Source organism: Burkholderia sp. 4M9327F10 (assembly GCF_005503145.1).
Classification (GTDB): Bacteria; Pseudomonadota; Gammaproteobacteria; order Burkholderiales; family Burkholderiaceae; genus Paraburkholderia.
This window is the reverse complement of sequence record NZ_SCNV01000090.1, coordinates 1-23,460: the sequence shown is the minus strand read 5'-3', so window position 1 is coordinate 23,460 and position 23,460 is coordinate 1. Positions and strand designations below refer to the sequence as shown.

The 23,460-nt window shown below is 62.3% G+C and carries 20 protein-coding genes, 1 tRNA gene and 1 riboswitch; of the genes, 18 read left to right on the top strand and 3 right to left on the bottom strand.

What is annotated here, in order from left to right; genetic code table 11:
* Positions 1 to 221 precede the first annotated feature (221 nt).
* The 6 genes from xdhA to FFS45_RS38905 all read left to right on the top strand — a co-directional run bounded on the left by xdhA (position 222) and on the right by FFS45_RS38905 (position 8,876).
* Positions 222 to 1,769, top strand: a complete 1,548-nt coding sequence (gene xdhA, locus FFS45_RS38930) for a xanthine dehydrogenase small subunit (protein WP_212745804.1) — start codon at positions 222 to 224, stop codon at positions 1,767 to 1,769.
* On the top strand, positions 1,766 to 4,303 hold the full coding sequence (xdhB, locus tag FFS45_RS38925) for a xanthine dehydrogenase molybdopterin binding subunit (RefSeq protein WP_137959921.1): 2,538 nt from the start codon (positions 1,766 to 1,768) through the stop codon (positions 4,301 to 4,303). Before xdhA ends, xdhB begins: the two co-directional genes overlap by 4 nt.
* A gap of 90 nt (positions 4,304 to 4,393) precedes the next feature.
* Positions 4,394 to 5,401, top strand: coding sequence for a xanthine dehydrogenase accessory protein XdhC (gene xdhC / locus FFS45_RS38920; protein ID WP_137959920.1), 1,008 nt, complete (start codon positions 4,394 to 4,396; stop codon positions 5,399 to 5,401).
* A gap of 73 nt (positions 5,402 to 5,474) precedes the next feature.
* The gene (locus FFS45_RS38915; protein ID WP_137959919.1) at positions 5,475 to 6,521 is read left to right on the top strand and encodes an adenosine deaminase; all 1,047 of its coding nucleotides are present in this window, start codon (positions 5,475 to 5,477) and stop codon (positions 6,519 to 6,521) included.
* 103 nt (positions 6,522 to 6,624) lie between these two features.
* Positions 6,625 to 8,007 (top strand): guanine deaminase, encoded by a 1,383-nt coding sequence (gene guaD / locus FFS45_RS38910; RefSeq protein ID WP_137959918.1) that lies wholly within the window; start codon positions 6,625 to 6,627, stop codon positions 8,005 to 8,007.
* A 55-nt stretch (positions 8,008 to 8,062) separates the two neighbouring features.
* Positions 8,063 to 8,219, top strand: a riboswitch (yybP-ykoY riboswitch).
* Between the two features lie 84 nt (positions 8,220 to 8,303).
* Positions 8,304 to 8,876, top strand: coding sequence for a TMEM165/GDT1 family protein (locus FFS45_RS38905; protein WP_137959917.1), 573 nt, complete (start codon positions 8,304 to 8,306; stop codon positions 8,874 to 8,876).
* Positions 8,877 to 9,004: 128 nt separating this feature from the next.
* Here FFS45_RS38905 and FFS45_RS38900 read toward each other — a convergent pair whose 3' ends face one another.
* A complete protein-coding gene (locus tag FFS45_RS38900; protein WP_137959916.1) occupies positions 9,005 to 9,700 on the bottom strand; it encodes a DUF4136 domain-containing protein in 696 nt (231 codons plus the stop codon).
* Between the two features lie 180 nt (positions 9,701 to 9,880).
* On the opposite strand from FFS45_RS38900, the gene pepN reads away from it, so the two are divergent.
* From pepN to FFS45_RS38875, 5 genes are all read left to right on the top strand, one after another.
* The gene (gene pepN / locus FFS45_RS38895; RefSeq protein ID WP_137959915.1) at positions 9,881 to 12,583 is read left to right on the top strand and encodes an aminopeptidase N; all 2,703 of its coding nucleotides are present in this window, start codon (positions 9,881 to 9,883) and stop codon (positions 12,581 to 12,583) included.
* A 196-nt stretch (positions 12,584 to 12,779) separates the two neighbouring features.
* Entirely contained in the window at positions 12,780 to 13,796 is a 1,017-nt protein-coding gene (locus FFS45_RS38890; RefSeq protein ID WP_137959914.1) for a class 1 fructose-bisphosphatase, read from the top strand.
* 266 nt (positions 13,797 to 14,062) lie between these two features.
* Positions 14,063 to 15,220 (top strand): site-specific integrase, encoded by a 1,158-nt coding sequence (locus tag FFS45_RS38885; RefSeq protein WP_137959913.1) that lies wholly within the window; start codon positions 14,063 to 14,065, stop codon positions 15,218 to 15,220.
* A 357-nt stretch (positions 15,221 to 15,577) separates the two neighbouring features.
* A complete protein-coding gene (locus FFS45_RS38880) occupies positions 15,578 to 16,072 on the top strand; it encodes a hypothetical protein (protein ID WP_137959912.1) in 495 nt (164 codons plus the stop codon).
* A 243-nt stretch (positions 16,073 to 16,315) separates the two neighbouring features.
* Entirely contained in the window at positions 16,316 to 17,587 is a 1,272-nt protein-coding gene (locus FFS45_RS38875; RefSeq protein WP_137959911.1) for a hypothetical protein, read from the top strand.
* Between the two features lie 131 nt (positions 17,588 to 17,718).
* Here FFS45_RS38875 and FFS45_RS38870 read toward each other — a convergent pair.
* Positions 17,719 to 17,794: transfer RNA gene (locus FFS45_RS38870), tRNA-Thr, on the bottom strand.
* A 524-nt stretch (positions 17,795 to 18,318) separates the two neighbouring features.
* Here FFS45_RS38870 and FFS45_RS38865 point away from each other — a divergent pair.
* The 3 genes from FFS45_RS38865 to FFS45_RS38855 all read left to right on the top strand — a co-directional run bounded on the left by FFS45_RS38865 (position 18,319) and on the right by FFS45_RS38855 (position 19,819).
* A complete protein-coding gene (locus tag FFS45_RS38865; RefSeq protein ID WP_137959925.1) occupies positions 18,319 to 18,831 on the top strand; it encodes a hypothetical protein in 513 nt (170 codons plus the stop codon).
* Positions 18,832 to 18,947: 116 nt separating this feature from the next.
* A complete protein-coding gene (locus FFS45_RS38860; protein WP_249363111.1) occupies positions 18,948 to 19,280 on the top strand; it encodes a hypothetical protein in 333 nt (110 codons plus the stop codon).
* 2 nt (positions 19,281 to 19,282) lie between these two features.
* Positions 19,283 to 19,819, top strand: a complete 537-nt coding sequence (locus FFS45_RS38855) for a hypothetical protein (protein WP_137959910.1) — start codon at positions 19,283 to 19,285, stop codon at positions 19,817 to 19,819.
* Positions 19,820 to 19,871: 52 nt separating this feature from the next.
* On the opposite strand, the gene FFS45_RS38850 is transcribed toward FFS45_RS38855, so the two are convergent.
* Complete coding sequence (locus FFS45_RS38850) at positions 19,872 to 20,147, bottom strand: helix-turn-helix transcriptional regulator (protein ID WP_137959909.1); 276 nt, start codon at positions 20,145 to 20,147, stop codon at positions 19,872 to 19,874.
* A 50-nt stretch (positions 20,148 to 20,197) separates the two neighbouring features.
* Between FFS45_RS38850 and FFS45_RS38845 the strand changes: the two genes are divergently transcribed.
* From FFS45_RS38845 to FFS45_RS38830, 4 genes are all read left to right on the top strand, one after another.
* Positions 20,198 to 20,554 carry a hypothetical protein gene (locus tag FFS45_RS38845; RefSeq protein ID WP_249363110.1) on the top strand — a complete coding sequence of 119 codons (357 nt, stop codon included), beginning with the start codon at positions 20,198 to 20,200 and terminating at the stop codon, positions 20,552 to 20,554.
* Positions 20,555 to 20,692: 138 nt separating this feature from the next.
* Positions 20,693 to 22,078, top strand: coding sequence for a hypothetical protein (locus FFS45_RS38840; protein WP_137959908.1), 1,386 nt, complete (start codon positions 20,693 to 20,695; stop codon positions 22,076 to 22,078).
* Between the two features lie 70 nt (positions 22,079 to 22,148).
* Positions 22,149 to 22,679 (top strand): DUF2628 domain-containing protein, encoded by a 531-nt coding sequence (locus FFS45_RS38835; RefSeq protein ID WP_137959907.1) that lies wholly within the window; start codon positions 22,149 to 22,151, stop codon positions 22,677 to 22,679.
* Between the two features lie 90 nt (positions 22,680 to 22,769).
* A complete protein-coding gene (locus tag FFS45_RS38830) occupies positions 22,770 to 23,453 on the top strand; it encodes a CocE/NonD family hydrolase (protein ID WP_171029877.1) in 684 nt (227 codons plus the stop codon).
* Positions 23,454 to 23,460: the final 7 nt, after the last annotated feature.

The following is a 23,460-nucleotide window of genomic DNA, read 5'->3' as shown; positions in this document are numbered from 1 at the left end:
CGCCGGGCACAATTAGCCGCGCTCCCGCCGGCCCCTGGCCACCCTGCAACCCCCCCAGGCTCATGACCAGCCGCGAATAACCCGCATCACCCAAGGGAAATCTTTTCGGGACAAGGTAGTGCTATCTTCGTATATGGATGGCGATCTACGTGCGCGAGGCCGGCTACGGCGCGACCCCATGCGTAACGCGCGCCTGGTCCGCAATGTCTTTCGGATTCGCCATGACAACGCAAACCATCCGTTTCTATCACCGGGGCGCCGTCCGTGAGGTTCAGGGCGTGCCGGCGACGCGCACCGTGCTGCAGCACCTGCGCGAGGATCTGCATTGCACCGGCACCAAGGAAGGCTGCGCGGAAGGCGATTGCGGCGCCTGCACCGTCGTGCTCGGCGAGCTCGACGCCCACGGCGGGCTTGCACTCAAAGCCGTCAACGCCTGCATCCAGTTCCTGCCCACGCTCGACGGCCGGGCGCTCTTTAGCATCGAGGATCTGCGCGGCGCCGACGGCGCGCTGCATCCGGTGCAGCAGGCGATGGTCGACTGTCACGGCTCGCAATGCGGCTTTTGCACACCTGGCTTCGTAATGTCGATGTGGGCGCTGTACGAGAACCAGCCGGCCGCCGCCGGCCTGCCGACGCGCGATGAGATCAATGCCGCGCTGTCCGGCAACCTGTGCCGCTGCACCGGCTACCGGCCGATTGTCGACGCGGCGCAGAAGATGTTCGACTACACGCAATATCCGCGCGTGCTGTTCGACCGCGCGGCCGTCGCCGCAGCGTTACAGGCATTGCAGCGACGCGACACCTTCGAATACCACGCCCCCGACGTACGCGGCAGCGCCTTCGGCACACCTGCGTTCTACGCGCCCGTTACGCTCGACGCCTTCGCCGCGTTGCGCGCCGGGCATCCCCACGCGCGCATCCTCGCCGGCAGCACCGATGTCGGGCTGTGGGTCACCAAGCAGTTCCGCGAGCTCGGTGACATCCTGTATCTCGGCAACGTGGCCGAGCTGAAGCACATCGAACGCGACGCGCAGACCCTGACGATCGGCGCGGCCGTCACGCTCGAAGACGCCTATGCCGCGCTCGCCGTCGATTACCCGGAACTCGCCGAACTCTGGACCCGCTTCGCCTCGCTGCCGATCCGCAATGCGGGCACCCTGGGCGGCAATGTCGCCAATGGCTCGCCGATCGGCGATTCGATGCCGGCGCTGCTGGCGCTCGGCGCCGAGGTCGTGCTGCGGCACGGTCCCAAAACGCGCACGCTGCCGCTCGATGCGTTTTACCTCGGCTACCAGAAGAGCGCGCTCGCGGCCGGCGAATTCGTCGTGGCGATCCGCGTGCCGCGTCCGGCGCCCGACCTGCGCTTTCGCACTTACAAGGTTTCGAAGCGTTACGACCAGGACATCTCGGCGGTCTGCGCCGCATTCGCGCTGCGCATCGTCGACAGCACGATCGTCGATGCGCGCCTCGCCTTCGGCGGCATGGCGGCGACGCCAAAGCGCGCCGCCCATGCCGAAGCCGCGCTGAACGGCGCTGCATGGGACGACACGGCCACCCAGCGCGCCATGGACGCCCTCGCCGCCGACTATCAGCCGCTCACCGACATGCGCGCGTCCAGCGCCTATCGAATGAAGGTCGCGCGCAATCTGCTGCGGCGCTTCCAGCTGGAAACGCGCGATCAGGCGCCGCTCGCCCTGTTCGACGTCAATGCCTTCGCATTCGAAGCCGGCGAGGCGGACACGGCGCTCGCGCAGGAGCCGCTGCGATGAACCAGCAAACCGATGCCTTCATCCGCCATGCCGCGGATCGCGCCGAGACGGCGGCGATCGGCACATCGCTGCCGCACGAGTCCGCCACGCTGCATGTGAGCGGCGAAGCGGCGTATACCGACGATCTGCCCGAACTCCAGGGCACGCTGCATGCGGCGCTCGGACTGTCGCGCCATGCCCATGCGCGGATCGTCTCGCTCGACCTGAGCGCGGTGCGCAACGCGCCGGGCGTGATCGCCGTGCTGAGCGCCGCCGACATCCCCGGTGAAAACAACTGCGGCCCCGTGCTGCACGACGATCCGATTCTGGCCGACGGCGAAGTGCTGTATCTCGGACAGCCGGTGTTCGCCGTGATCGCCGAAAGCCACGAACTCGCGCGCCGCGCTGCAGCGCTGGCAAAGAGCGACGATGTGGTGCGTTACGAGCCGCTGGAGGTCGTACTGTCTGCGGCCGAAGCCAAGGCGAAAAAGCAGTTCGTCCTGCCGCCACTGCGTCTGAAGCGCGGCGAGCCCACAGCGAAAATCGCCGCCGCTCCACATCGCATCCAGGGCAGCTTCGAAGTCGGCGGGCAGGAACAGTTCTATCTCGAAGGACAGGTCGCCTACGCGATCCCCAAAGAGATGAACAGCATGCTCGTCTACAGTTCGACGCAGCACCCGAGCGAAATGCAGCAGGTGGTTGCGCATATGCTCGGCTGGCCGGCGCACAGCGTCGTGTGCGAATGCCGGCGTATGGGCGGCGGCTTCGGCGGCAAGGAATCGCAATCGGCGCTGTTTGCCTCCGTCGCCGCGCTCGCCGCTCAGTTGTTAAAGCGCCCGGTAAAACTGCGCGCCGACCGCGACGACGATTTCATGATCACGGGCAAGCGTCACGACGCCGTCTACGAATACGAAGCCGGCTTCGACGAGAGCGGCCGCATTCTCGGCGCACGCGTCGAGATCGCGTTGCGCGCGGGCTATTCGGCGGACCTCTCCGGCGCGGTGGCCACGCGTGCCGTGTGTCACTTCGACAACGCGTATTACCTGTCGGACGTTGAAATCGTCGCCTTGTGCTGCAAGACCAATACGCAGTCGAATACCGCGTTTCGCGGCTTCGGCGGCCCGCAGGGCGCGCTGGTGATGGAGGTGATGCTCGACGGTATCGCCCGCCAACTGCAATGCGATCCGCTCGATGTACGGCTCGCCAATTACTACGGTGTCGGCGAACGTGACGTGACGCCGTATGGCCAGCGCGTCGAAGACAACGTGATCGCCCCGCTCACCGACGAACTGCTCGCCACCAGCGACTACCGCGCCCGCCGCGCGGCATTGGCCGCCTACAACGCCACGAGTCCGGTGCTCAAACGCGGCATCGCCTTTTCGCCGGTGAAATTCGGCATCTCGTTCAACGTGCCGTTCCTCAATCAGGCCGGCGCGCTCGTGCACGTCTATCGCGACGGCTCGATCCTCGTCAATCACGGCGGCACCGAGATGGGCCAGGGGCTGAACACCAAGGTCGCCCAGGTAGTCGCGGGCGAACTGGGCGTGCCGCTGTCACGAGTGCGCGCCACGGCGGCCGACACCTCCAAGGTGGCCAATACCTCGGCGACGGCCGCTTCCACCGGCAGCGACCTGAACGGCAAGGCGGCCGAAGCGGCGGCGCGCACGATCCGCGAAAGGCTGGCGGTACTGGCTGCAAAAGAACTCGGTGGCGAACCCGAAGCCGTGCAGTTCAAGGACAGCATGGTGCATGCGAACGGCGTCGCGATACCGTTCGCCCAACTCGTCAACACCGCGTATCTGGCTCGCGTGCAGTTGTGGTCCGACGGCTTCTACACCACGCCCAAGGTGCACTGGGACGCGAAAACGCTGACCGGTCACCCGTTCTACTATTTCGCCTATGGCGCCGCGGTGTCCGAGGTGGTGGTGGATACGCTGACCGGCGAGTGGAAGCTGGTGCGCGCGGATGTGCTGCACGACGCCGGGCAGTCGATCAATCCGGCCATCGATCTCGGCCAGGTCGAAGGCGGCTTCATTCAGGGCATGGGCTGGCTCACCAGCGAGGAACTCTGGTGGAATCGCGAAGGTCGACTGATGACGCATGCGCCGTCGACGTACAAGATCCCCGCGGTCAGAGATACGCCCGCGGACTTTCACGTACAGTTGTATCGCAACGAAAACGCAGAGCCGACCGTCTTCCGCTCGAAGGCGGTCGGAGAACCGCCGCTGTTGCTGCCGTTCTCCGTGTTTCTGGCGATCCGCGATGCAGTGGCCGCCGGCGCGCCGCAGGCGTCGCAGTCACCGCAGTCACCGCAGTCACATGGGGCGCCGCCCTTGCGCGCACCGGCAACACCCGAGGCGATTCTCGATGCGCTGGAGGCGATGCTGCAGCCCGTGTCGCCAACCGCCGCCGAAGCTGACGCAGCGGACGGGTCAAACGCACCGCAGGCCACTGGCGCAGGGACGGCAGCGCCCAATCCGGCAGCCGGCCCGGCAAGCGATGCGGCGAGCGACACGCCGCCCCACGCGCCAGCCAGCGTCGACACCGCCACATGAATTTTCACGGGCGGCGCGACACAAACGCGCCGTACCACGTTTAACCGGCTGCACGGACACCCCGTGCGGCAATGGATGGAGAACCGCCGGATGCAAGCCTGGCTACCCGATCTGCAACAACTGCTCGCGCACGGTGATGCCGCCGTGCTGGTGACGGTCGCGCGTGTCGAGGGTTCGGCGCCCCGCGAAGCCGGCACCAAGATGATCGTCACACGCGACTCGGCGCGCCATACGATCGGCGGCGGCCACCTCGAATGGAAAGCCATCGAGACCGCGCGCCAGGTCCTCAAGGAAGGCATGCGCGTGCCGCATCTGCGCCGGCTCGAACGCTTCGCGCTCGGCCCGAGTCTCGGACAGTGCTGCGGCGGCGCAGTGGTGCTCGCGTTCGAGCGTCTGGACGTCGGCGATCTTGGCTGGATCGCCTCGCTCGCGAGGCGCGTGGCCGCAGGCCAGTCGACGGTGCGTAGCGTATCATTCGGGCCCGCACCGGATGCGGTGATGCTGTCCGAGCCGGAACCCGGCGTCGAAGGCGCCGACTGTTTACTATGGGACGGCGCCGGTTTCGACGAGAGCAGTTCGCTGCTCACCGAGACCATCGCGCCGCGCGACTTTGCGGTGGTGCTGTTCGGCGCCGGTCACGTGGGCGCCGCGCTCGTGCGCGTGCTCGCAACGCTGCCCTGCCATGTGCGCTGGGTGGACGAGCGCGACGCGCAGTTTCCGCCGCCCGATCTGCTGCAGGCGCCGAACCTGACGATCGATCCGAACGACGCGCCCGACGAGGCCATCGACCAGGCTGCGCCGTACACGTATTTCATCGTGATGACGCACAACCATGCGCTCGACCTCGAACTCGCCGAGCGCATCTTGCGGCGCGGCGACTTCGCGTTCTTTGGCATGATCGGCTCGCATACCAAGCGCAAGCAGTTCGAGCATCGGCTCGCCGCACGCGGCATCGACCCCGCACAGATTGCGCGGATGAAATGCCCGCTCGGCGTGGACGGCATCGTCGACAAGTCGCCGGAGATCATCGCGATTTCGGCGGCCGCGCAGGTGCTGCAGGCACTCGAAGCGAATGCACATGCGGCGCATGCGGTGTGACGGGGCAGCACCGGGTGAAACTCGTCCGGCGCGGATCGAATCCTTCGGAATCCAACCAATCAACAAATCGAACATGACTACCACAACCGCTTCCACTCTCGCCGACAAAGCAGCACGTGCGCCGAAGGCCGAACTGCATATCCATATCGAAGGTTCGCTCGAACCCGAACTGATCTTCAAGCTCGCCGAACGCAACGGCGTGAAGCTCGCCTATGACTCGATCGACGCGCTGCGCGCCGCATACGCGTTCACCAATCTGCAGTCGTTCCTCGACATCTACTACGCGGGCGCGAGCGTGCTGCTGCATGAGCAGGATTTCTACGACATGACGATGGCGTACGTGGAGCGCTCGCTCGCGGACAACGTCATTCACACGGAAATTTTCTTCGATCCGCAAACCCACACGGAGCGCGGCGTGCCGATCGCCACCGTGGTGGCCGGCATCGAGCGCGCGCTCGCCGACGCCGAGAAGCGCGGCCTGACGAGCAAGCTGATCCTGTGCTTCCTGCGCCACCTCCCGGAGGAAGACGCACTCGCCACCTTCGAGGAAGCGCTGCCTTTGTTCGATCAATACCAGCATCGGCTGATCGGCGTCGGTCTCGACTCATCCGAACGCGGTCATCCGCCGTCGAAGTTCGAGCGGGTGTTTGCCAAGGCCCGCGCCAAGGGCCTGAAACTCGTCGCCCATGCGGGCGAGGAAGGACCGCCCTCGTACATCTATGAAGCGCTGGATCTGCTGAAGGTGGATCGCGTCGATCACGGCGTGCGCAGCATCGAAGACCCGGCGCTCGTCACGCGTCTGGCCGACACGCGCGTCGCGCTGACTGTGTGCCCGCTGTCGAACCTCAAGCTGTGCGTGTTCGACGACCTCACCAAACATACGCTGAAGGCGCTGCTCGACAAGGGCGTCGCCGTTACCGTGAATTCCGACGACCCGGCCTACTTCGGCGGCTACGTCAATGCCAACTACCTCGCCACCATCGACGCGCTCAAGCTCACCGACGGCGAGGTCTACACGATCATCCGCAACAGCTTCGAAGCGGCGTTCGTCACGCCTGCGGAGCGCCATGCGCTGATCGAAAAACTCGACACGCACTGGCACGCCGCGGAGGCGAACTGACCAGCGCGGTTGCGCTTGACTGGCACAGGCGGTGCACGGTGACGATGACCGGGCGCCGTCGCCTGCGCCCCTTTACATCCCTACAATGGAGACGGCTTTTCCCATGACTCACTCGGCTCAAGCGGCACAAGCGGCACAAGCGGCAAAGGCGCCACAATCGGCATTCCGCGCACAACTGCTGACCTTCAGCGGCGACCCGGCAAAATCGTCCAACGCGGCGGTCTTCAACGAAGACGGCCTGCTGATCGTCGAAGACGGTCATGTGGTCGCAGCAGGCGCGTATGCGGCGCTGGCGTCGCAGCTTGCCCCCGGGACGCAGGTGCAGGACATGCGCGACAAGCTGATCGTGCCGGGCTTCATCGACACCCACATCCACTATCCGCAGACGGACATGATCGCGTCGCCCGCGCCCGGCCTGCTGCCGTGGCTCGACACGTACACGTTCCCGACCGAGCGCCGCTTCACCGACCCGGCCTATGCCCAGGACACGGCCAGCTTCTTCGTCGACGAACTGCTCGCCTGCGGCACGACCACGGCGCTGGTGTATTGCACGGTCCATAAGGAATCGGCAGATGCGCTGTTCACCGAAAGCGAAGCGCGCAACCTGCGTATGGTGGCCGGCAAGGTGCTGATGGACCGCAATTGCCCCGAGTTCCTGCGCGATACCGCCCAGTCCGGCTACGACGACAGCGCGGAGCTGATCGCCCGCTGGCACAACCGCGGACGCCAGATGTATGCGCTCACGCCGCGCTTCGCGCCGACCTCGACCGAAGCGCAGCTCGAAGCCTGCGGCGTGCTGGCGCGCGAGCACGCGGATATCTTCATCCAGAGCCACGTCGCCGAAAACACCGACGAAGTGAAATGGGTGGCCGACCTGTTCCCGGGCCACCGCAGCTATCTGGACATTTACGATCACTACGGCCTGCTGCGCCGCCGCGCCGTGTACGGCCACTGCATCTATCTGGACGAGGAAGACCGCAAACGGATGGCGCAGACCGGCACGCTCGCCTCGCACTGCCCGACTTCGAACCTGTTCCTCGGCAGCGGCCTGTTCGACTTCGACAAGGCCGACGAGGCCGGCATGCCGATCGCGCTCGCCACCGACGTTGGCGGCGGCACCTCGTTCTCGATGCTGCAGACCATGAACGAAGCGCACAAGGTGGCGCGCCTGACGGGCCATCATCTGACCGCCACGCGGATGTTCTGGCTCGCCACCGCGGGCGCCGCCGAAGCGCTCGATCTGGCCGACAAGGTCGGCTCGCTCGCGCCGAAGTCGGAAGCGGATTTCGTCGTACTCGACCCGCAGGCGACGCCGCTGCTCGCGCGCCGCACGGCGCGCACCGGGTCGCTCGAAGAACTGCTGTTCGCCTTTGCGCTGCTCGGCGACGACCGCGCCATCTTCGAAACCTACGCGGCCGGCAAGCGCGTGCATCAACGCGACGCCGCGCGCCAGCACGCTGCACGCAAGACGAAGATCGCCGCCTGACGCGGCCCGAAAGCCCCTGCAAAACGCATGGAAACGCAAATCTGCGTGCTATACTCCGTCCCTCATTGGGGAGTAGCCGCCCCGCGACACGTCAGCGCCATCTGTGCCACCGGTTCCCGGGCACGCGCGCGGCACGTGATCAGCGGGGGCGCCTGTCAACACACTTGACCTTCGCGGTCATGGCAGACGCAGTCTCTGGGCCTGGCGAGACCGATGATCCACACCCGCCGCTTTTGGGCCCGGCGGGTCGTGGGTCGTCGCTCGCACACATCTCGGCCCGGGGAACCTATCGAATCGTGGATCAAGCTTTTCTCATCTCAACCGGTGCGGTTGCGCTCGCCGAAATCGGCGACAAGACGCAGCTTCTCTCGCTCGTACTCGCCGCTCGCTATCGCAAGCCCATACCCATCATGCTCGGGGTGCTGGCGGCCACGCTGATCAATCACGCGGGCGCCGGTGCGCTGGGCACATGGCTCGGCTCGCTGCTCACGCCAGGCATCATGCGCTGGGCGCTGGCCGCTTCCTTTATCGGCATGGGTTTCTGGCTGCTGGTGCCGGACAAGCTCGACGACGAGGAAGCCAACACCAACCGCACCCACCTCGGGGTTTTCGGCGCCACGGTGGTCACCTTCTTCCTCGCGGAAATGGGCGACAAGACCCAGATCGCCACGGTTGCGCTCGCCGCGCGCTTTCACGATTTCTTCGGCGTCGTCGCGGGCACCACGCTCGGCATGATGCTGGCAAACGTACCGGCGATTCTGCTCGGCGACCGTTTTGCCCACAAATTGCCGACCAAGGTCGTGCATGGCATTGCTGCCGTGATGTTCGTCGTGCTCGGGGCGATGGCGCTGTTCGGCGTCGGACTCTGAGAAAGGGGCGCTTGACCGCGCCCGCTTCACCCGGAAGCAAAACGGCCCGGCAGGTTGTCCCTGCCGGGCCGTTTTGTTTGCGACCGTGCCCGTAGTCAACGGACAGCGGTTAGCGCCCGACCAGTGCCTTACTGCACGGCAGTCGGCGCCGAAGCCGGCAGCGCCGGTGCGGGCGCCGGCGAACCGGCAACCTCGTTCGACACTCCGCCGTTCTTGTCCTCCGGCAGCTTGACCGTACGCACCGCGCCGTTGCCCAACGGGAAGTCGGCCAGCGCGCTGCGCGCCAGATACGGCATGGCGCGCACCAGCGACTGTTCGTCACCGGCGTTACGCGCCATCACGTTGTAGACCTCCTTGCCGCTCGCCCGCTCCGTAATACGGATGCCGAGCGAATGCGTAAACACCGGATATACCTGATTCACATAGGCAGGCGGAAACGGCCCGAACGGCGCCCACGGATCGAGTGGACGGCCCCAGTACGGCCCCGGCCACGGGCTGCTGTAAAACACCGGCTGGCTCACGCTTACCGTTTCCGATTTGGTGCCGTACGACAGGCCCACCAGATAATGTGCCTGCTGCGCGTCGACCTGACGGAAAGCGTGGGTCGCCAGTTCGTTGGCGACCAGCAGTTCGTAGGTGGCCTGCTCGAGGCTGTTCTGCTGCGCGGCACTGCGCGTGAACGCATAGGTGCGGCTCGCGTCGTTGCCGCTCCAGTCGGAGAACGCCGTCACCTGGGTCGTCACGTACGTGGTGCAGCCGGATAGCACGGCTGTCAGCGCCACCAGCATGAGCATGGCGCGCCGGGTCCAACGGTCAGATTTCATGGTCTTCCTCATCCTTGCGTGTTGTCGCCGCACGCATCTGCGGCGGCCCGATCATACGCTGACCTGGCCCTTAGGCAAAAAGTTCGACCCGCAGAGCGGCCCGAGCTTTGTACAATGGTCCGACATACCGGTGCGCACTGGGTGCGCGGCCGGCTTTAGACCCCATTCTTACAATATGCCATGGCTGATACCGCAACACCTCCAGTGATCCGCCGCGCCGACTATGCGCCGCCCGCCTTTCTGATCGACACGGTTGCCCTCGAGTTCGATCTGGTTCCCGAACGCACGGTCGTCAGGAATACGATGCGCGTGCGCCGCAACCCCGACGCCGCCCATGCCGCGCACCTCGAACTGGTCGGCGAGCGGCTCGCATTCGTCAGCGCCGCCATCGACGGCGCGCCGTACTCCGCCGTGCGCGCGCACGAACACGGGCTGACGGTGGAGAACGTGCCCGACACCTTCGAGCTGACGCTCACCAACACCTGCAACCCCGCCGAAAACACTACGCTGTCGGGCCTGTACGTGTCCAGCGGCAACTTCTTTACCCAGTGCGAGGCTGAGGGCTTTCACAGCATCACCTACTTCCTCGACCGCCCGGACGTGATGGCCACCTACACGGTCACGCTGCGCGCGGACAAGGCGGCGTACCCGGTACTGCTCTCGAACGGCAACCTGCTCGAGGAAGGCGAGCTGCCCGACGGCCGCCATTTTGCCCGCTGGGAAGACCCGTTTCGCAAGCCCTGCTATCTGTTCGCCCTGGTGGCGGGCAAGCTGGTGTGCATCGAAGAACGCGTGAAGAGCGGCTCCGGCAAGGAAAAGCTGCTGCAAGTGTGGGTCGAGCCGCACGATCTCGACAAGACCCGTCACGCCATGGATTCGCTGATCCACTCGATCCGCTGGGACGAGAAGCGCTTCGGGCTGGAACTGGATCTGGACCGCTTCATGATCGTCGCCGTCAGCGACTTCAACATGGGAGCGATGGAAAACAAGGGGCTCAACATCTTCAACACGAAGTACGTGCTGGCGAACCCCGAAACCGCGAGCGACACTGACTTCGCCAACATCGAGGCGGTGGTCGGTCACGAGTACTTCCACAACTGGACCGGCAACCGCGTGACCTGCCGCGACTGGTTCCAGTTGAGCCTGAAGGAAGGCCTGACGGTGTTCCGCGACCAGGAATTCTCCGCCGACATGGCCGGCGGCCAGAGCAACGGCAGCGACGAAGCGGCACGCGCCACCAAGCGGATCGAAGACGTGCGGGTGCTGCGCCAGATGCAGTTCGCCGAGGACGCCGGTCCGATGGCGCATCCGGTGCGCCCGGAAAGCTACGTCGAGATCAACAACTTCTACACGATGACCGTGTATGAGAAAGGCTCGGAAGTCGTGCGGATGTACCAGACGCTGTTCGGCCGCGAAGGCTTCCGCAAGGGCATGGACCTGTACTTCAGGCGCCACGATGGCCAGGCGGTGACCTGCGACGACTTCCGCCACGCCATGGCCGACGCCAACGGCCGCGACCTCGCGCAATTCGAGCGCTGGTATAGCCAGGCCGGCACGCCGCGCGTCACCGTCAAGACCACCTACGACGCCGCCCAGCGCAGCTACCGCGTCACGCTCACGCAAGGCTATGGCGAGGCCGCCCCGGCGGCCCGCGAAACGCAAAAGGGCCCGCTGCTGATTCCGTTCGCAATCGGCCTGATCGGCAAGAACGGCGCGGACCTGCCGCTGCGCCTCGAAGGCGAAGCGAGCGCCGCGCAGAGCACCACGCGCGTACTCGAATTCACGCAGACCGAGCAAGCCTTCACGTTCGTCGATGTCGCAGAGGAACCGCTGCCGTCGCTGCTGCGCAATTTCTCGGCACCCGTGATCGTCGAATACGACTACACCGCCGACGAACTGGCCTTCCTGCTCGCCCACGACAGCGATCCGTTCAACCGCTGGGAAGCAGGCCAACGGCTCGCCACCCGCGAACTGCTTGCGCTCGCCGGGCGTGCCGCGACCGGCGTACCGCTGCAGCTGGACGATTCGGTGGTCGCCGCGTTCGCGCGCGTGCTGACCGACGAATCGCTCTCGCCGGCGTTCCGTGAACTGGCGCTGATCCTGCCGTCCGAGGCTTATCTGGCCGAACAGATGGCCGAGTCGAACCCGGCTGCCGTGCATACCGCGCGCCAGTTCGTGCGCAACCGGCTCGCCACGGCGCTCAAAAACGAATGGCTCGCCATCTACAAGCAACACGACACCCCGGGCGAGTACGAAGCCACACCGGAGGCAAGCGGCCATCGCGCGCTGAAGAACCTGGCGCTGTCCTACCTCGCCGAACTGAACGATCCGGCCGACGCCGTGCGGCTCGCCTCGGCGCAATATGCTGCCGCCAACAACATGACGGACCGCTCGGCCGCCCTGTTCGCCTTGCTCAACGCCGCGGCAACCACCGGCGGCAAGGAAGCGCAGGACGCGCTCGATGACTTCTATCACCGCTTCGAGCAGGAGCCGCTCGTCATCGACAAGTGGTTCGCCATGCAGGCGGCGCAGCGCGGCACCGCGCAGCGGCCGGTGATCGAGATCGTGCGCAAGCTGATGGCGCATCCGGCCTTCAACCTGAAGAACCCGAACCGCGCACGCTCGCTGATCTTCAGCTTCTGCAGCGCCAACCCGGCCCAGTTCCATGCTGAGGACGGCTCGGGTTACGCGTTCTGGGCCGAGCAGGTGATCGCGCTCGACGCGCTGAATCCGCAGGTTGCGGCGCGTCTGGCACGCTCGCTGGAGCTATGGCGCCGCTTTACGCCCAAACTGCGCGACGGCATGCGCGCGGCGCTGGAGAAGGTGGCGGCGCAGGTGAAATCGCGCGATGTGCGGGAAATCGTGCAAAAGGCGCTCGGCTGATCTCAGGAAGCGCTCTGTTGCATGTGGCAGGAAAAGGCCGGCGGAAGATGCCGGCTTTTTTTCGCCAGCGAAATCCGAACCGTTGGCAAGACGTGACCAACGGGCGGGTCTTCGTGGCGTCCCGCCTCAAAAGCACAGGAAAGACACAGCGAACAGGTAAAATCGCAGGATTCCTTCGCCTTTCCGGAGTACTGCAATGGGTTTGCAACGTCGTACCACTCTTACGAAGTACCTGATCGAGCAGCAGCGCGAGACCAACAACCTGCCGGCGGATTTGCGCCTGCTGATCGAAGTCGTAGCGCGGGCGTGCAAGGCGATCAGCTATCACGTCAGCAAGGGCGCGCTCGGCGATGCGCTCGGCACCGCGGGTAGCGAGAACGTCCAGGGCGAAGTGCAGAAGAAGCTCGACATCCTGTCGAACGAAATTCTGCTCGATGCAAACGAATGGGGCGGCAACCTCGCCGGCATGGCCTCCGAGGAAATGGAAACGTTTTTCCCGATTCCGGCCAACTATCCGAAGGGCGAGTACCTGCTGGTGTTCGATCCGCTGGATGGCTCGTCGAACATCGACGTGAATGTGTCGATCGGCACGATCTTCTCGGTCCTTCGTTGCCCGGATGGCCAGCAGCCGACCGAGCAGTCTTTCCTTCAGCCGGGCACGCAGCAGGTTGCGGCAGGCTACGCCGTGTACGGTCCGCAAACCGTGCTGGTGCTGACCACCGGCAACGGCGTGAACTGCTTCACGCTCGACCGTGAACTGGGCTCGTGGGTGCTCACCCAAAGCGACATGCGCATTCCAGTGGAAACGCGCGAATACGCGATCAACGCCTCGAACGAACGTCATTGGTATGCGCCGGTTCAGCAGTACATCGGCGAGTTGAAAGCCGGCAAGGACGGTCCGCGTCAGACCGATTTCAATACGCGCTGGATCGCCTCGATGGTGGCCGACGTCCATCGTATCCTGAATCGCGGCGGTATCTTCATGTACCCGGCCGACAAGCGCACACCGGACAAGCCGGGCAAGCTGCGTCTGATGTACGAGGCCAATCCGATGGCGTTCATCGTCGAGCAGGCGGGCGGCGCCGCGACCAACGGCGAGAAGCGCATTCTGGATATTGTCCCGAAAAGCCTGCACGAACGTGTGGCGGTGTTTCTCGGCTCGAAAAACGAGGTCGACCGCGTGACGCGCTACCATCTCGAAGCAAAAAATTGAGCCGGGGACTTGCCAAGACTCTAATGAAGTCCCTATAATCTCGTTTCTCCTGATGCCGGAATAGCTCAGACGGTAGAGCAGCGCATTCGTAATGAAGTACGCCGCTCCGGCACAAACATCGGGAAATCAACGACTTAAGCGCACTTTCGAGTGCGCTTTTTTCGTTTTGGCACACGCCTGGCACAGTGGGTACGAAAAACTAGGACAACTGGCGGCAGTCTTTGCCCGTCGCACAGCACGCAACCTGACGATGTGGGGTGAATAGGATGGCGACGATCCGTGAACGAAAGGATGCGCAGGGAAACAAGTCGTTCCACGTCCAGATCCGGCTGAAAGGCTTTCCGCCACAGACCAAAAGCTTCGACAGCAAGACCATCGCAAAGCAATGGGCCGCACAAGTCGAGACTGACTTGCGCGCGGGGCGCTACATGCAGCGCGTCGAAGCCGAGCGCCATACCGTGCGCGAATTGATCGACAAATATCGCAGAGAGGTGTTGCTAACCCGCAAACCCCAGCGCGAAGCCGATCAGGGGCCGATTCTCGACTGGTGGTCGAACAAGCTGGGCGCTTATAGCCTCGCCGAACTCACGCCCGCCCTGATTGGCGCGAGCCGCGACGAACTGGCTGCAACCCCTACCGCTACCGGCAAACCCAGAGCCGCAGCAACCGTTGTTCGCTCGCTTGCGACGCTTTCTCACGTCTTGAGTGTCGCTGCAAAGGAATGGCAATGGCTGGAAATCTCGCCGATGCCGAAGGTCGCCAAGCCGCGCGTCAATAACGAGCGAATCCGCCATCTCAGCGATGACGAGCGCGACCGACTGCTCGACGCCGCGTCCCAATCGGCGAACGCATATCTCTACGTCATCGTCGTCATCGCGATCTCAACCGGCATGAGATACAGCGAACTCATGCACCTGCGCTGGCGAGACATCACCCTCAGGGAGCACGAAGACGACTATGGCCTAGTTCTGCTCAATCAGACCAAGAACGGCGAAAGACGTGGCATACCGCTAACCGGTGTGGCACTGAAGGAAGTCAGGCGTCTATTCGCAGAACATGCGAAGACCCGCAAGGGCGTGTTTGATCCTGACGCGCTGCTGTTCCCGAGCGAGGCCGAACCCGGCCAACCCGTGCAGATTCGCAAGTCATGGGACACTACGCTGAAACGTGCCGGCATCGAGAACTTCCGTTTCCACGATCTGCGGCATACGACGGCGAGCTATCTTGCGATGGGGGGAGCAACGGCACCGGAGATCGCCGAAATCCTGGGGCACAAGGACCTCAAGATGGTGAAACGGTATGCGCATTTCGGAAAGGATCACATTGCCAAGGTGCTAACACGTATGTCAGAAAGCCGCCTAGGGAAAGAGACATTCGTTGCCAACGAACAACGGCCATCTACCGATAACGTGGAAATAAAATAGCACCAAGCTCAGCGTTCATGCGTCCATAGCCGACCGGCAACGACACTTCCCGATAACCCAGGATACTCAGGGATAAACATACGGCTGCGCATCATAAACCCAAGACCAACGTCCTCGCGCAGCAGTCCGGTTTCATGGGGTAGACAGCCCGATTTGGTGCGGTTTAGACTCCCCCACAGTTATCGCACGCTATCGAGCTTGGCGATCGCGAGCCAGTGCTGCGGTTGGATCTTGCCACCGTTGGCGGATCAGAACTTGAGGCGCGAATTTCTTCAGTTTGCGCCCATTGCATAAGTGATTGACCAACACGCAGACAAGCGATTTCGTAGGCTTGGGGCTAATGGCATCGGAGATGATATGCAAGGCACGAAGGAAAAACGCAAGGCAGAAACACCGTTGGCCGATGACTTGAAGCGCTACTATCAGACGCGTGCGCAGCTGAGCTCACTCCCCGACGGCTCAAGGCGAATGGTCGATGAGGAATTCAATGATCGGCGCGAACCGGTTGTGACCCGTAGTGTCTTGCTGATTCCGGGACAGAAGCCGATTGTTGAGTTTCCGTTGTCTACACCCTCTACGACGAAGCGCCGCCGCGCAAAAAAAGCCCCTATAGAAAGCATCCCGCTAAAGGATCGGAAGGTTTTGACTGTCAAGGAGGTGGCTGCGCGTTATCCGTATTCGGAGTCTGCGTTGCGGCATCTGATCTTCGACGCGGAAGCTTACATCAAGCATCCGAAGGAAGGCCTCAAATCGAATGGTTTCGCCGATTGCATCAGACGTCCACCGAGGCAGCGCAAGGTTCTGATTGACGTGGAGCAGTTCGAGGCATGGATGCGAGGACCTAAGGCGTAACGCGAACGCCGATGGTCAGGGGGCGTAGACAATCTGCGCCCCGCATAGAGCGAACGTAACGACCAGACAAACTGACCGGCGAACAGTCAAACACGCGGCGTCATTCACGGAATCTTCGCGAAGTTATTCTGTAGTCCAAATCGATTGGCAGTCGGACACTGATTACGCAATCTCTGGACGAGGGCATACGGTCAAAACTGATGGCAAGTACATATAGCGTCAAACACACACAACTTTTCACTTATGTTCGATCACATAACCGTCGCAGGTGTCATCAAACCCATCGACCCCGTTGATTGGAACCGTTTTGAGCAGGTAGCCTTCCTTCAAAGAAATGACGTGAATTTCAGGCCAACCGTGTGCTATCGACAGAGTCCGCTCACAGGGGCGCAGTTCAGTGTCACGCCCAGCTCTCGGAAATACAAGAACGGCGAGTACCTGCAACTGACTTTCAAGATTCCGGTAAATGCCGTCCTGAATGGCGCAAACATTATCCCCGGCGATCATTGGGCGTGCGTCCGCACGCTTAAGACTATAGGGAAGTTTTTGCGCTGGTTCCTGCATGCCACAGGCTTCACCCCGGCCGAAGTAGACTATTTCATGGCGCACTCCCGGATCGTCTCGGCAGAATTGACGTGGCATATTGCCTGCAGCAGTCATAGAGGTGCCAAGCTTGCACAGTTGCGCCTGTTCAACCATCTGAAAGCTCTAAAGAGAGTTCAGAGCCAAGCCTATAAGATCAAGAAAATTCGCCATTACGGGGACGACGAGAATTTTTCGTTCTATGCAGATGTTGTCGGAGCACAGCTGAAGTCCTATCTCAAATCAGAGCAAGCCAAGTCGCGCGATCGGAAGAATCGACAAAAGAATTTTCTTTCCGATGAAATGCGCCCTCACTCTGCCACTATGCTGAAAGAAGTCGAAAGTCATGTCCGCCTTGAAGTCGTGCTTGAATCGGAGATGCTACGAAAGCATGGTCTTGAATTGCCGCTGGATTGGACCGCAGATAGGGTTGTCGCAGCAATTGAAGATGTGTGGGAAATGATGGGGCTCTCTATACCCTTTGTAAGCAGCAAAGACCATGTGCCTACCGCCGGGCTGCATCCAAAGGTGCAGAGCACGTTAGCACGGTACTTTGCTGGGGAAGATCCGAAACACTTCCTGGCTGGTAGCGCAAGAACTCGGCATGGCGCAATCCTTCGCGAACGCGGGCTAGAAATAGGCACGCCGTGGACGAAGCATCGACAGGCCATCAGTGGAACCATCGGAAAACAGCTTCAATATTCGAAGCATCACGTCTTCCCCGAAGCAATTGTCCGATTGGGTCTGTCGCCCGAGAAACTGGATCGGCTGATTGAACGCTTGAACAAGGAATGTCAAGCTCATATCGACGCGTTTAGCCAAGATATTTATGACATGCGTCGGCGGGAGTCCATACAACGCATGGTCCTGCTTGGGCGCAGGGAACAATACGCAAGCGACTGGATGGCACCGGAGAAAAAACCGAGACCGTAGACCCTGCGCGCAGGAGGGGCAGACTCGACGTCCGCAACCGATAGGCTGTGCCACGGCACAGAGAAACCGAGTTTTCTGTGCCAGAAACTACAACGCCCGCCTATGCGGGCGTTGTAAGTACTTGATTCTGTTGGTGCCGGAAAGAGGAATCGAACCCCCGACCTTCGCATTACGAATGCGCTGCTCTACCGTCTGAGCTATTCCGGCACACTGCTGATCATGCCGCCAAGCCCGACAAAATCGTTCAAAGCGCAGATCAGAAAGAAGCGAGATTATAGCGGCGTTTTTTTGCTCTGGGAAGAGGTTGGTTGCATTCTTCCTACCTTGCAGACGTATCGGTGTGCCATGGCTGTGCCACACTCGCCTCATCCGCGCGACGGTTCCGCCTGGATGCCTGCCCCGCTGAGATTCAAGCACGTAACGCTCGTCCGCTGATATCGAACAGCCCTCCTGCTCCGTACTTGATCTGCGAATTTGCCTCTTTTCGCGAGCCTGACCAAAGTTATTTGGGCGTTGAGGGCATGATTCGACCCTGATAAAATGGTAGTACGAGCGAAAAACCGACCAAAACCCGGGTTTTCGGCTCGCCGCTCGCGCCGCAGCGCATGCCTGAACAAATCCGCCGGAAGTTAGCCGGATTTCGGTTCGAACTTCTCTCCCTGCTTCACCCAAAATGTCCGATGCCGCCAGGCAGGCGTTGCTGCGTGTTTTATTTTCATAAGGAATCCTCTATGCCTGCCATCACCATTCCAGCGACGGTTGAGAGCACCCCGACGACTTTTACGCCTGCGTTCACGTTCGTCGCACAGACCAACGACTTCGATGACGTCTTCGCATGCGCCGCCATGCTCTCGGGCAAGAAAATCGAAGAAGTGCGGGACGTCGCTATCGCCAAAACAAAGCATCCCGCGCGAGGTCCGTACTATCTCGGCGAGTTGCAGATCGCAGCGCTGCTTGCCCAGTTAGGACTTGTCGCGACCGTGTACAAGGAGATCGGTCGCGTCGCTGATATTCCCGATGTCGCCTTTCTGATGGTTGACTACAACGCCGACATGGAGGTTGGCCGGCACATCCTTTTCCATCGGGCGAAGGCTAGTCATGCCTCCGGCACGACGATCGAATACGCACTCGATCCGGCGCCATGGTGCAAACCCGCAGACCGTGTTCGAACCAACTTCAAGAGTATCGCCGGTCACTGGGCGATCGGCATCCACGCCATGAACGTCAAAGCGGCCAGCAAGTAGTCGGGCAGCCAGAGCCAAAGTTACCCATCGCACCGGGGCCAGTGTCGACCGCACTGGCCTTTTGCACTTCTGGCGGCGCCTATCGTGACCGCAAGAAAGCATACAAGGAGAATCAGATGAATATCGACAACCAGAGTTCCGAACCCGGCACTGCAACGTGCCGCACCTTGCAAAAGCCGCCGCCGCTGTTCCGGCTGGGGCGAATCGTAGCGACCAGAGGGGTACTGGCGCATCTCGAACACCACGGCATTACGGCCGACCCGTTTCTCAGGCGGCATGCCACCGGGGACTGGGGCGACGTTCCAGCCGAAGACGCAAAGTCGAACCAACTGGCCGTACAGCAAGGTGCACGCATCCTCTCGTCGTATGAAGTCGCAGGTGAGCGGGTTTGGCTCATCACCGAGGCCGACCGCAGCGCGACGACACTGTTGTTCCCGTCGGAGTATTGACGATGCCGGCTATCCCAACCACGGTCACCATGATTGGAGCCGGGTTCGTGCCAGCGTTCCGGCGCGTGCAGCAATGCGGCGACTTCGATTGTCCGTTCGCGGTCATCGCCATGATCTGCGGCACGACCATTGAAGCCGTGCGCAACGTCGCTATCAGGCGGTTTCGGCATCCGGTGCACGGCCCATACTGGATAACTGGCGACTTCATCGCCCAACTGCTTGCGCACCACGGCTACAACACGGGCATGTATGAAGAGCCGGCGTCGGTCAGCGAAATCCCCGACCTGGCGATTGCCCTCGTCGACTACGACGAGCTCAGCAATCTTGGCCGGCACGTGCTGTTCCACCGCGCCCGCGCCAGCCAGGACCCAGACATCAAGGTTGAGTACGTGATCGACCCGGCTTACTGGATCGAGCCCAACGATTACGTAAAAACGAGCCTGCCGGACATCCATTGGTACATGGAGGTGTATCCGATGGGTGAGCATGGTAGCAAGGTGATCGCGTTTCCCGGACATACGGCGAGGGCGACGACATGACGGGCTCGTTTGCCCTGTCGCAAGGGGTCCGTTGTCACCGGGTGTGCCGCGTCTATGAGCGCGATCGGGACTGGCGAGGTAGCGTTTTGATAGGCGCGGCCTGAACCTGGTCGATGAAGTCGTGCGGGTCCGCTTCGAGCGCGCCGAGAATGTCGAGCAGTTCCGCGAGATCGACCCTGCGCATCCCGCTCTCGTACTTCGACACAAAGGACTGCGGACGTTTTAACCGCAGCGCCACATCCTCCTGAAGAAGGCCGCGCTGCTTCCGGATGCTCGCGAGCAGCGCGGCAATACGCTGGTTACGGGGATCGTGGATGGGGTGGGTCATTGCCAGATTCTAGATCCGCATACACAATATCCCATATTAGGATGTAACATATGACGACAATGCTGACGTTAACGATGATCTGGCTGCTGATAGCCATGGGGATAGCTGCGGCAGTAATAACCGACATGCGGCGGTTGTGCGTGCATCGCGCCGGTCTGCCACCCGTTGGCTGGCTGTTGGTATGCGTCTGTACGGGGCCATTCGCGATCACGGCCTACCTGGTCTGCCGGCGGGCCGTCTGGCGAAGGCTGGTCGATTCGGTCTGGCAGATCGCCGGCGACGCGTCGCACCCAACCCATGTCCGCCGAAGGCGTCTGATCACGTTACGACAAAGCGGTCTCATCGGCGCACCAGTCTTTCTTGCGTGTATGAAAGCGCTCAACACCCGACAGCGGCGGCATGACTGATTCCCAGAGATAGCGCATCGGTAACGCTGTGAACAACAGACAGATCGCGAGCGCTGGAGTGCCCACCCGGCGATTCGCACTCGTATCAGGGCAGTGGGTTGAGGTAGCGCGTGGCCCACAAAACCAACTGACAAGAACATGCAAGCTAAAAAGTCACTAAAGAGTTTCTGCTTCGTTGCGCCGGTTTTCGTCCTCGGCGCGCTGCTGGGCGGTTGCAATGACGGGGATCATTTGACGCCTGACCTGGACGACGTCAAGGCAGCGCTACACGAGCGGTACGGGGAATGTCCGCTCTGGACGCTCAGCGGCGTTCGCCGGATCGACGGCGCGCCCAACCAGAACGGATACGAAATCTCATACTCGTTCGTCCTGACGCTGAAAGATATCGGCACGCTGAGCCAGCCCGGCGCCTCCGGCGAACTGGCCAAACGTGCCCGCGCATCATTGCTTGGTAATGATCCCTGTTCCTATGGCGCTGCCCTGCTGGCGGAAGAAGTGCTCAGGGAGCAGCAGCCCGTTACTCGCAGCTATCAGGGCAGCGGCGACAGGGTATTCGTGCACAGCGAGCGCGGCTGGCATCTGGTCACCTCGCCGACTGATCCACTGAACCCGGCGACCTACGACCCGCTTGCACCGCTCGACGACGCTACGGCTGCTGCAATGCAGACCGGCTCAGCCGATGCGGATTCGGATAGCTCGGGCGGGAATGATGGTTCAGCGGGGCAGCGAAGCATTTTTCATCGCCTGAACCTGATGGTGATGTCGCTGTTCCGTACCGGCTCACATTCGGGCGAATCCGTCAATAACGGCAGTCCGGCTGCTGCGGCGGCGACGTCGGCCAGCAGCGAAGCCCCTGCGCCCGGCAGCGAGGTCGAGCAGGCGGCAAGCAGCGCGGCGGCTACTGACGCCACCTCCGCGCCAGCGGCCCTCATGAGCAGCGATACACCGGCCGCGTCCGCGCCGGTGGTATCAGTATCACCGGCGCCGGTTCCACCAGCGGCTACCTCGTCGGTTGCGCCTACGGTTAATACCGGCACGCCGTCGCCAGCGCAGGGCACAGCGAGCGCCGATCAGGACACGCCCGCGCCGCCGCTTGCAGCATCCGCCGTTGAGCCTCCTGCGGCACGGTCGCCAGTCGCTCACCCGCTGGCTGCAGCCGACCTCGAAGGCGACTGGCAGGGCACCTACCAGTGTGGGCCATACATTGGTGCGGGCTCGGTATCCGATCCGGATGCGTGGACGCAGCACGTCGCAATGACGGTCCGCGACGGTCAGGTAACGCTGGTACGAGAGTCGGAAGGGGACCGCGCCTTCCGGGAGGTTCTGTCAGGCAACGTCCTGCCCGACCTGTCGCTGCATCTGGGCGGTACCGGGCAACACATTACGGCGAAGCATCCGTGGAACGCCGATTTCATGGGCCGCTTCAACGGCACAGCAGATCAGGCGACGTTCGAGGCCAGCGGCACGCTGTCGGACTGGCACCGCGAAGAGTTTCGCGCGTGCCGGCTCGCGCTTAGCCGCTGACCGGAGGTTTCTTCTTTCTTTACGCGCTGCTGTTCGGCAGCGCCCAACTAACAATCGGGGGATCAACAACATGGCATTCTGCGAGCAATGCGGCGCGCGAATTAGCTCAGGTGCAGCCTTCTGCAGCAACTGCGGCGAGTCAACAGCAGTATCGACCGCCGTTCCGTTGGCGTCGTTGCCTGGCGCATTCGGGGCGACCGGCATACCGGCGTCGGCTGTACCAGCCGATGACCTTGCGGGACTGTCGGATAAATGGCGGCGGCGTTTTGCCGCCATCGAGAAGGCCGGCGGTGAGCGCACCCGGTGGTGGCGATGGCCAGAAGCGAAACAGCTGATCGGGAAAGAGAAAAGGCTAATCACGTCGAACCTGTGGGCCTTCGTGTTCGGGCCGTTCTATTACCTGTACCTCGGCCTTTGGCGCAAGGCCGTCACGCTGTCGATCGTTGCATTGGTGGTTGATGTCATCCTCGGCATGGCTGGCGATGCGCTGGATTTTCCCATCGATCACTTCCTCTGGATCGTGTCGGCGGTCATGTTCAGGCAATGCGCGAACGTCGACTACTACCGAAAGACCGTGCTGAACCGAAGGGAATGGTGGTGATGGGATGGAGCAACCCATGCCGCAATGGAAACACCGCCCGCAGATATGAGGGCGGTACTGGCGTCCCGTTCGCATAACAAGGACCGATTCATGAAACGAATCCTTGCCACATTTGCTTTCGTCGTTGTTGCTTCGAGCGCTGTTGCCGCACCTCCTTTTCAGGAGCAGACGGTGATGGTGAAAAAGCCGGGGCTGTTCGGCTACAACATCGAGACCCAGGTGTACTCACCGAACGCACCCGGCCACTATCCAATCGTGGTACTGAACCACGGCCATACGGCCTCTCCCGACCAAACGGAGAGCTTCAGGGGCCAGGCCATCGAATTCCTGAAGCGCGGCTACGTGGTTGTCGTGCCGTTCCGCGCCGGGCACTCGCATTCGGGCGGCATGCCGGTTAAGGGTGCGTGCTATGACGTAGGGATGGTGCGTGAACTGGCTGGCGATGTTGTCCCCGCCATCAACTATGCCAAGTCCCTGCCCAATGTCGATCCCACAAAGATCGTGCTGATCGGAATCTCGCAAGGCGGCATGACCGTGGCAGGGCTTGGCGCGATGAACATACCGGGCGTAATCGGCATTGTGAACTTTGTCGGCGGCGCGAAGCAACCGGGATGCAAGTCGGGCTACTACCCGACAGTACAAGCGTTCTCCACGCTCGGAAAGACCAGGGTAGTCCCCCCGCTTCTAACGGAGTTCAGAAGTAGAGGTCATGCCGCGATGGGCAACTTCTGTTTGGGCGGTACGCCGCCAATGGCCGTGTTCGGCCTCTCGTGATTGTATG

Coding starts and splice junctions, on each gene's coding strand:
- xdhA (WP_212745804.1), top strand. CDS start 222: ATGACAACGCAAACCATCCGTTTCTATCACCGGGGCGCCGTCCGTGAG.
- xdhB (WP_137959921.1), top strand. CDS start 1,766: ATGAACCAGCAAACCGATGCCTTCATCCGCCATGCCGCGGATCGCGCC.
- xdhC (WP_137959920.1), top strand. CDS start 4,394: ATGCAAGCCTGGCTACCCGATCTGCAACAACTGCTCGCGCACGGTGAT.
- FFS45_RS38915 (WP_137959919.1), top strand. CDS start 5,475: ATGACTACCACAACCGCTTCCACTCTCGCCGACAAAGCAGCACGTGCG.
- guaD (WP_137959918.1), top strand. CDS start 6,625: ATGACTCACTCGGCTCAAGCGGCACAAGCGGCACAAGCGGCAAAGGCG.
- FFS45_RS38900 (WP_137959916.1), bottom strand. CDS start 9,700: ATGAAATCTGACCGTTGGACCCGGCGCGCCATGCTCATGCTGGTGGCG.
- pepN (WP_137959915.1), top strand. CDS start 9,881: ATGGCTGATACCGCAACACCTCCAGTGATCCGCCGCGCCGACTATGCG.
- FFS45_RS38890 (WP_137959914.1), top strand. CDS start 12,780: ATGGGTTTGCAACGTCGTACCACTCTTACGAAGTACCTGATCGAGCAG.
- FFS45_RS38885 (WP_137959913.1), top strand. CDS start 14,063: ATGGCGACGATCCGTGAACGAAAGGATGCGCAGGGAAACAAGTCGTTC.
- FFS45_RS38880 (WP_137959912.1), top strand. CDS start 15,578: ATGCAAGGCACGAAGGAAAAACGCAAGGCAGAAACACCGTTGGCCGAT.
- FFS45_RS38875 (WP_137959911.1), top strand. CDS start 16,316: ATGTTCGATCACATAACCGTCGCAGGTGTCATCAAACCCATCGACCCC.
- FFS45_RS38865 (WP_137959925.1), top strand. CDS start 18,319: ATGCCTGCCATCACCATTCCAGCGACGGTTGAGAGCACCCCGACGACT.
- FFS45_RS38860 (WP_249363111.1), top strand. CDS start 18,948: ATGAATATCGACAACCAGAGTTCCGAACCCGGCACTGCAACGTGCCGC.
- FFS45_RS38855 (WP_137959910.1), top strand. CDS start 19,283: ATGCCGGCTATCCCAACCACGGTCACCATGATTGGAGCCGGGTTCGTG.
- FFS45_RS38850 (WP_137959909.1), bottom strand. CDS start 20,147: ATGACCCACCCCATCCACGATCCCCGTAACCAGCGTATTGCCGCGCTG.
- FFS45_RS38845 (WP_249363110.1), top strand. CDS start 20,198: ATGACGACAATGCTGACGTTAACGATGATCTGGCTGCTGATAGCCATG.
- FFS45_RS38840 (WP_137959908.1), top strand. CDS start 20,693: ATGCAAGCTAAAAAGTCACTAAAGAGTTTCTGCTTCGTTGCGCCGGTT.
- FFS45_RS38835 (WP_137959907.1), top strand. CDS start 22,149: ATGGCATTCTGCGAGCAATGCGGCGCGCGAATTAGCTCAGGTGCAGCC.
- FFS45_RS38830 (WP_171029877.1), top strand. CDS start 22,770: ATGAAACGAATCCTTGCCACATTTGCTTTCGTCGTTGTTGCTTCGAGC.